Source organism: Streptomyces sp. MMG1121 (assembly GCF_001280015.1).
Classification (GTDB): domain Bacteria; phylum Actinomycetota; class Actinomycetes; order Streptomycetales; family Streptomycetaceae; genus Streptomyces.
Genome location: NZ_LGDV01000001.1, coordinates 480,992 through 488,908 on the forward strand (window position 1 = coordinate 480,992; position 7,917 = coordinate 488,908).

Genomic DNA, 7,917 nt, shown 5'->3' on the forward strand with positions numbered 1-7,917 from the left:
GACGGCGCCCCGGCCGGCGTACCACCCGAGCCTCTTGCCACCCAGAGACGCGAACCTCGTCCGAAATCTCGAACGCCCCGACCACGAAGGACAGCTTGTGACCGACGCTTCCGCCCCGGCAGCCCGCAGGCCCGGCGAGCAGGTGCTCGCCGCTCTCGGCCTGGGCGCGCCCGCCCTCGACCCCGCCGACGCCTCCCCCCGCGGCTTCCCGGGCGGCGGCCGCTGGCGCACCGAGATCCCCTCGTGCGAGGGTCCCGAGGCGCTGGCGGTCGTCCTCAAGGAGGCCTCGCGCCTCGACGTGCCGATCCACCGGATCAGCCAGGGCAGCGGTGTGTGGATGCTCACCGACGCCGAGATCACCGAGATGGTCGACGCCACCGGCGAACGCGACATCGAACTCTGTCTGTTCACCGGCCCGCGCGGCACCTGGGACATCGGCGGCTCGGTGCGCTCCGACTCGCGGGGGGCCGGACTGCGCGCCCGGGGCCACGACGCCGTCGCCGGCTGCGTCGAAGACGCCGTTCGGGCAACGGAGTTGGGCGTCAAGTGCCTGCTCGTCGCCGACGAGGGCGTGCTGTGGACCCTGCACCGGGCGCGCGAGGCCGGCCTCCTCCCGGCCGACACGACCCTGAAGGTCTCGGCACTCATCGGGCCGGTCAACCCGGCGTCGTACGCCGTCTTCGAACGGCTCGGCGCCGACTCCCTCAATGTGCCCAGCGATCTGACGCTGGATCACCTCACCGAGATCCGCCGGGTGTCGGCGGCCCCCATGGACATGTACATCGAGGCCCCCGACGACCTCGGCGGCTATGTGCGGATGTACGAGGTCGCCGAGCTGATCCGGCGCGGAGCACCGCTCTACCTGAAGTTCGGTCTGTCCCGGGCGCCCGGCATCTACCCGTGGGGCACCCACCTGCGGGACGTGACCCTGGACACCGCCCGGGAGCGGGTGCGGCGCGGCCGGCTCGCCCTGGACCTGCTCGCCCGGCACGGCGCGGACGGCGACATGGCGCCGCTCGGCTCCCGGCTGCCCGGCCCGCTGAACCGCTTCCCCCTCGAAGCCTCCGCCCCTCTCCACGACGAGAACGACAAGGACTGATCCCCATGCGCAACCGCAGAGCCGCACTGGCCGCGATAGCCGGAGCCGCCTCGCTCGCCCTCACGCTCACCGCCTGCGGGCAGAGCGGCTCGGGCGGCAGCAAGGAGAAGACGGGCGACGTCAAGGGCGCCACGATCGGCATCGCCATGCCGACGAAGTCCTCCGAGCGGTGGATCAACGACGGCGACGACATGGTCAAGAACCTCAAGTCCAAGGGCTACAAGACCAAGCTGGTCTACGGCGAGGACGACCCGAGCACCCAGGTCTCACAGATCGAGAACATGATCACGCAGGGCGTCAAGGGCCTGATCATCGCGGCCATCGACAACAAGTCCCTGAACAACGTGCTCCAGGAGGCCGCCCAGGCGGGCATTCCGGTCATCGCCTACGACCGGCTCATCCTCGGCACCAAGAACGTCGACTACTACGCCTCGTTCGACAACGAGAAGGTCGGCACCCTGCAGGGCACCTACATCGTCCACAAGCTGGGGCTGGACAGCGGCAGGACGGGCCCGTTCAACATCGAGCTGTTCGCCGGGTCGAACGACGACAACAACACCCAGTACTTCTTCGACGGCGCGATGAAGGTGCTCCAGCCGTACATCGACAAGAAGCAGTTGGTGGTCAAGTCCGGGCAGACCAAGCTCAACCAGGTCACGACCCTGCGCTGGGACGGCACGACCGCGCAGAAGCGCATGGAGGACATCCTCACCGCCTCCTACAAGAGCGGGCGGGTCGACGCGGTGCTCTCGCCCTACGACGGCATCTCCATCGGCGTCATCTCCGCGCTGAAGTCCGACGGCTACGGCTCGGGCAGCAACCCGCTGCCGGTCATCACCGGCCAGGACGCCGAGCTGGCCTCGGTGAAGTCGATCATCGCGGGCCAGCAGACCCAGACCGTCTTCAAGGACAGCCGCAAGGAGACCGCGGTCGCGGTGACCATGGTCGACGACGTCCTGCACGGCAAGAAGCCGCAGGTCAACGACACGAAGACCTACACCAACGGCGCCAAGGTCGTCCCCTCCTTCCTGCTCCAGCCGGTGAGCGTCGACAAGACCAACTACGCGGACGTCCTGGTCAAGGGCGGTTACTACACCGAGTCCCAGCTCAAGTGAGCTCGACCGTCCGTCCGACCCCACACTGATTGGAAGGCACGACCATGGCGGGACCCGTCCTGGAAATGCGCTCGATCGTCAAGACCTTTCCCGGTGTCAAAGCGCTGTCGGACGTCACGCTGACCGTCCGCCAGGGCGAGGTCCACGCCATCTGCGGGGAGAACGGCGCCGGGAAGTCGACCCTGATGAAGGTGCTCTCCGGCGTCCATCCGCACGGCAGCTACGACGGCGAGATCCTCTTCGAGGGGGAGGTCTGCCGGTTCAAGGACATCCGGGCGAGCGAGCAGCGCGGCATCGTCATCATCCACCAGGAACTGGCGCTGGTGCCGCATCTGTCCATCGCGGAGAACATCTTCCTCGGCAACGAACACGCCACGCGCGGGTTCATCAACTGGAACGACACCCTCAGGCACGGCACCGAACTGCTGCGCCGCGTCGGCCTCGGCGAGCACCCGGAGACCCGCGTCAGCGACATCGGCGTGGGCAAGCAGCAGCTCGTGGAGATCGCCAAGGCGCTCTCCAAGGAGGTGAAGCTGCTCATCCTCGACGAGCCCACGGCGGCCCTGAACGACGAGGACAGCGGCAAACTCCTCGATCTGATCCTGGAGTTGAAGAACCAGGGCATCACCTCGATCATCATCTCCCACAAGCTGGGGGAGATCCGCCGGGTCGCCGACTCGGTGACGATCATCCGGGACGGCCACTCCATCGAGACCCTCGACGTGAAGGCGCCGCAGACCACCGAGGAACGGATCATCGCCGGCATGGTCGGCCGTGACCTCGACCACCGCTTCCCGGAGCGGACCGCGTACGCGGGTCAGGCGGACGCGGCGCCCGCGCTGGAGATCCGCGACTGGACCGTCCATCACCCCGTCGACCAGCAGCGCAAGGTCGTGGACGACGTGTCGATCAGCGTCAGGCGCGGCGAGATCGTCGGCATCGCGGGCCTGATGGGCGCGGGCCGCACCGAACTGGCGATGAGCGTCTTCGGCCGCACCTACGGCCGGTACGCGGGCGGCACGGTCCTCAAGGACGGCCGGGAGATCCGTACGAAGACGGTCGCGGAGGCGGTCGGGCACGGCATCGCGTACGTCACCGAGGACCGCAAGCACTACGGCCTCAACCTCATCGACACCATCAACCGGAACGTCTCGCTGACCGCGCTCAGGAAGGTCGCGAAGCGGGGCGTGGTGGACGAGCAGGCGGAGCGGCAGGTCTCCGAGGGGTTCCGGAAGTCGATGAACATCAAGGCGCCGACGGTGTTCGAGCCGGTCGGCAAGTTGTCCGGCGGCAACCAGCAGAAGGTCGTCCTCAGCAAATGGATCTTCGCCGGGCCCGACGTGCTGATCCTGGACGAGCCGACGCGCGGGATCGACGTGGGCGCCAAGTACGAGATCTACACGGTCATCGACCGGCTCGCCGCCGAGGGCAAGGCGGTCGTCTTCATCTCCTCCGAGCTGCCGGAGCTGCTCGGCATGTGCGACCGCATCTACACGATGGCCGCCGGGCGGCTGACCGGTGAGGTGCCCCGGGCCGAGGCCACGCAGGAAGTGCTGATGCGCCATATGACGAAAGACAAAGCGAAGGACGAAGAGGTAACGCGATGAGCACGGACGTCACCGACAAGACCCCGGCCGCCGCGCCGCCGGGCAAGGGCGGGCCGGCCGCCGGCGAGGGCCTGTGGCAGCTGGTACTCGGCGGCCTGCGCCGCAACATGCGCCAGTACGGCATGCTGATCGCGCTCGGTCTGATCGTCGTCCTCTTCCAGATCTGGACCGGCGGCGACCTGCTGCTGCCGCGCAACGTCTCCAACCTGGTGCTCCAGAACAGCTACATCCTGATCCTCGCGATCGGCATGATGCTGGTGATCATCGCCGGGCACATCGACCTGTCGGTCGGCTCGCTGACGGCGTTCGTGGGCGCGTTCGCGGCCGTGCTGACGGTCCAGCACAGCGTGGCCTGGCCCATCGCCCTGGTGCTGTGTCTGCTGGTGGGCGCGGTGGCGGGCTCCGTGCAGGGCTTTTTGATCGCCTATCTGGGCATACCGTCCTTCATCGTCACCCTGGCCGGCATGCTGCTCTTCCGCGGCCTGACCGAGATCCTGCTCAAGGGCCAGACCCTCGGCCCGTTCCCGAACGGCCTGCAGAAGATCGGCAACGGTTTCCTGCCGGAGGTCGGCCCGAACACCAACTACCACAACCTCACGCTGCTGCTCGGGATCGTCCTGATCGCGGCCGTGGTCTGGCAGGAGGTGCGCGACCGGCGCCGCCAGCAGGAGTTCTCCCTCGACCTGGTGCCCGTGAAGCTGTTCCTGCTCAAGCTCGTCGCCATGGTCGCCGCGATCCTCGTCGTCACCCTGCTGCTCGCCAGCTACAACGGCGCCCCGATCGTGCTGATCATCCTCGGTGTCCTGGTGGTCGGTTACGGCTACGTCATGCGCAACGCGGTCTTCGGCCGCCACATCTACGCGATCGGCGGCAACCTGCCGGCCGCGAAGCTGTCCGGAGTCAAGGACAAGCGGGTCACCTTCCAGGTGTTCCTGAACATGGGCGTGCTCGCGGCCCTGGCGGGTCTGGTGGTCGCCGCCCGGCTGAACGCGGCCTCGCCGAAGGCGGGTGACGGCTTCGAGCTGGAGGCCATCGCCTCCTCGTTCATCGGCGGCGCGTCCATGAGCGGCGGTGTCGGTACCGTCCTCGGCGCCATCATCGGCGGTCTCGTCCTCGGCGTGCTCAACAACGGCATGAACCTCCTCAGCGTCGGCACCGACTGGCAGCAGGTCATCAAGGGCCTGGCCCTGTTGGCGGCGGTCGGGTTCGACGTGTGGAACAAGCGCAAGTCCGGTTCGTGAGGGTCCACTGACAAGGGAGCCGTACCCATGGAACTGAACAGACGCACGGTCATCGCGGGAGCCGCGGCGGCGGGCCTCGCCGCCTCCGCTCTCGGCACAGCCCCCGCCCAGGCCGCCTCGGGCGGCGGGCCGGTGAAGGAGTACTTCGGCACGCTGGCCGACGGCACGAAGGTGTACCGCTGGTCGCTGGAGAACGGCGGAACCCGCCTGAAGGTCCTCTCCTACGGCGGCATCATCCAGTCCCTGGAGATCCCGGACCGCCACGGCCGGTACGCGAACGTCTCGCTCGGCTACGACAACCTCGCCGCGTACGTCGCCGGGACGACCTTCTTCGGGTCCACCATCGGCCGTTACGGCAACCGCATCGCCAAGGGGCGGTTCACGCTCGACGGCAAGAAGTACCAGCTGTCCGTCAACGACGGCGTGAACAGCCTGCACGGCGGCGCCAAGGGCTTCAACACCAAGGTGTGGGACATCGAGCCCTTCGCCTGTGGCCCCGACGTCGGCCTGCGGCTGCACTACACGAGCGTCGACGGCGAGATGGGCTACCCCGGCACGCTGCGGACGAAGGTCACCTTCACGCTCACCCGGCACGGCGACTGGCGGATCGACTACGAGGCCACCACCGACAGGCCGACGGTCGTCAACCTCACCAACCACACGTACTACAACCTCGCGGGCGAGGGCAGCGGCAGCGTCTACGACCACGAACTCTGGCTGGCGGCAGGCCGGTTCACGCCCACGGACCCGGGGCTGATCCCGACCGGGGAGCTGGCGGAGGTGGCGGGCACCCCGTTCGACTTCAGCCGCCCCAAGCCGATCGGCCGGGACATCCGCACCGGTCACCCGCAGCTCGTCACGGCCAAGGGCTACGACCACAACTTCGTACTGGACAAGGGGGTGACGGCCCGGCCGGAACACGTGGTGACCCTGCGCGACCCCGCCTCCGGCCGCACCCTGAAGATCTCCACCGACCAGCCCGGTGTGCAGTTCTACTCGGGCAACTTCCTCGACGGCACCCTCGTCGGCCCCTCCGGCCACACCTACCGGCAGGGCGACGGGCTGGCCCTGGAGACCCAGCACTTCCCGGACTCGCCGAACGAGCCGTCGTTCCCGTCCACGGTGCTGCGCCCCGGCCAGACGTACCGCACGACGACGATCCACTCGTTCTCGGCGTGAACCGGCTCACACAGCCGGTGAGTTGAACGCCACTGACGTCACTTCCGTATGCATGGGCGGCCCGTGCTCCCCCGCACGGGCCACCCTGAACGGAGGTCCCCTTGACCGGCAACGTCACCTCGCTGTTCCGCGGCACCGCCGCGCACAGCCCCTCGATGGCGGCGCTGACGAGGGAGGGCGGCGACGGAACCGGCCCGGTGGACTTCTGCATCCCGTGCAACCCGTACTTCCCGACTCCGGCCATGTTCGACGAGCTGTCGGCCCGGTTGCGCGAGATCGCCACGTACTACCCGAGCAGCACCGACACCATCACGGCCGAGCTGTGCGGCCTCCTCCAACTGCCCCCGCAGTGCGTGGCGATGGGCAACGGCTCGACCGAGCTGATCACCTGGATCGACCACCTCCTGGTCCGCGAGTCGCTGGCGGTCCCGGTGCCGGCCTTCGGCCGCTGGACCGACCAGCCGATGGAGACCGGCAAGCGGGTCGACATGTTCCCGCTCCAGGAGGCGGGCGACTTCGCCCTGGACCTCGCCCGGTACGCGGACTTCGTCCGACGGCGCGGCACCCGCGCGGCGGTCATCTGCAACCCGAACAACCCCGACGGCGGCTATCTGCGCAAGCAGCAGGTGGTGCAGTTCATGGACGCGATGGCGGACCTGGACCTGGTGGTCGTGGACGAGTCGTTCCTGGAGTTCGCCGACGCGGAGACGGACCCGAGTGTCGCCCAGGAGGCGATGCTCCGCCCGAACGTGATCGTCCTGCGCAGCCTCGGCAAGAACTTCGGCCTGCACGGCATACGCTTCGGCTACCTGGTGGCGAACCCGGCCCTGGCGGGCCGTGTCCGCTCGATGCTCCCGCGCTGGAACCTCAACTCCTTCGCCGAGCACGTGGTGTTCATGCTGCGCGACCACGGCCCGGAGTACGCGCAGAGCCTGCTGCAGGTCCGCCGCGACCGCCTGGAGATGACCAGCCACCTCTCCGCACTCCCGGGCCTGACGGTCTACCCCTCCCAGGGGAACTTCCTCTTCGTACGGCTGCCCGTCGGCGCCGAGGGCACGGTGGTCCGGGACCGGATGCTCACCGAGCACCGGATCCTGGTCCGCGAGTGCGGCAACAAGATCGGTTCCTCCAGCCGCTTCCTGAGACTCGTGGTGCGCCCCCAGGTCGACGTGCGTCGCCTGGTGTCCGGCCTGGAGCAGGTGCTCTACGGGTCCGGGAGGGGAGCCGCCGTACCCGAGCTGAGCACAGGGACCGGCTACAGCTCGGGTACGGCGGCCGTCGACCGGCTGGTCAGCGAGACCAACGGGTCCGGTGTCCGGGGCCTGGCCGCACAGGCCCAGTCCCTGCCCGCCGCACCCCCTCCGGCCGCCGGCACCGGCATGCCGCTCCCCGCCGCCGTACCCCCACCCGGCGCCGGGATGCCGATGCCGGCGGCAGCCCAGCCGGCACAGCTCCCGATACCGCCCCAGCCCGCACCGGTCCCGATACCGCCCCAGCCTGCGCGGTTCCCGATACCGGCCCAGCCGCCCATGGCGCCCGTACAGCAGCCGGCGGCCCCGGTTCCGGTCCCCCGGCCGGCCCCGATGCCGATGCCCGCGCCGGCGCCGCTGCCGCCCCCCACCCCCCTGCCGGCACCGGCGCCCGCCCCCGTGCCCGCCCCGCCGCGAGGACCGACA

6 protein-coding genes are annotated in these 7,917 nt (G+C 69.2%); all 6 read left to right on the forward strand.

Features of this window, described 5'->3' with window-relative positions; genetic code table 11:
- Nucleotides 1-97 precede the first annotated feature (97 nt).
- Entirely contained in the window at nt 98-1,099 is a 1,002-nt protein-coding gene (locus ADK64_RS02210) for a hypothetical protein (protein WP_053654317.1), read from the forward strand.
- Nucleotides 1,100-1,104: 5 nt separating this feature from the next.
- Complete coding sequence (chvE, locus tag ADK64_RS02215) at nt 1,105-2,214, forward strand: multiple monosaccharide ABC transporter substrate-binding protein (protein ID WP_053654319.1); 1,110 nt, start codon at nt 1,105-1,107, stop codon at nt 2,212-2,214.
- Between the two features lie 44 nt (nt 2,215-2,258).
- Complete coding sequence (gene mmsA, locus ADK64_RS02220) at nt 2,259-3,821, forward strand: multiple monosaccharide ABC transporter ATP-binding protein (RefSeq protein ID WP_053654321.1); 1,563 nt, start codon at nt 2,259-2,261, stop codon at nt 3,819-3,821.
- Nucleotides 3,818-5,062, forward strand: coding sequence for a multiple monosaccharide ABC transporter permease (mmsB, locus tag ADK64_RS02225; RefSeq protein ID WP_053654323.1), 1,245 nt, complete (start codon nt 3,818-3,820; stop codon nt 5,060-5,062). Before mmsA ends, mmsB begins: the two co-directional genes overlap by 4 nt.
- 27 nt (nt 5,063-5,089) lie before the next feature.
- On the forward strand, nt 5,090-6,241 hold the full coding sequence (locus ADK64_RS02230) for an aldose epimerase family protein (RefSeq protein ID WP_053654325.1): 1,152 nt from the start codon (nt 5,090-5,092) through the stop codon (nt 6,239-6,241).
- 101 nt (nt 6,242-6,342) lie between these two features.
- On the forward strand, nt 6,343-7,917 hold a 1,575-nt coding region (locus ADK64_RS02235), incomplete at its 3' end, for a pyridoxal phosphate-dependent aminotransferase (RefSeq protein WP_053654327.1).

What these genes read in the sequence shown, in the direction of transcription:
- chvE (WP_053654319.1), top strand. Translation starts at nt 1,105, where the DNA reads ATGCGCAACCGCAGAGCCGCACTGGCCGCGATAGCCGGAGCCGCCTCG.
- ADK64_RS02230 (WP_053654325.1), top strand. Translation starts at nt 5,090, where the DNA reads ATGGAACTGAACAGACGCACGGTCATCGCGGGAGCCGCGGCGGCGGGC.
- mmsB (WP_053654323.1), top strand. Translation starts at nt 3,818, where the DNA reads ATGAGCACGGACGTCACCGACAAGACCCCGGCCGCCGCGCCGCCGGGC.
- mmsA (WP_053654321.1), top strand. Translation starts at nt 2,259, where the DNA reads ATGGCGGGACCCGTCCTGGAAATGCGCTCGATCGTCAAGACCTTTCCC.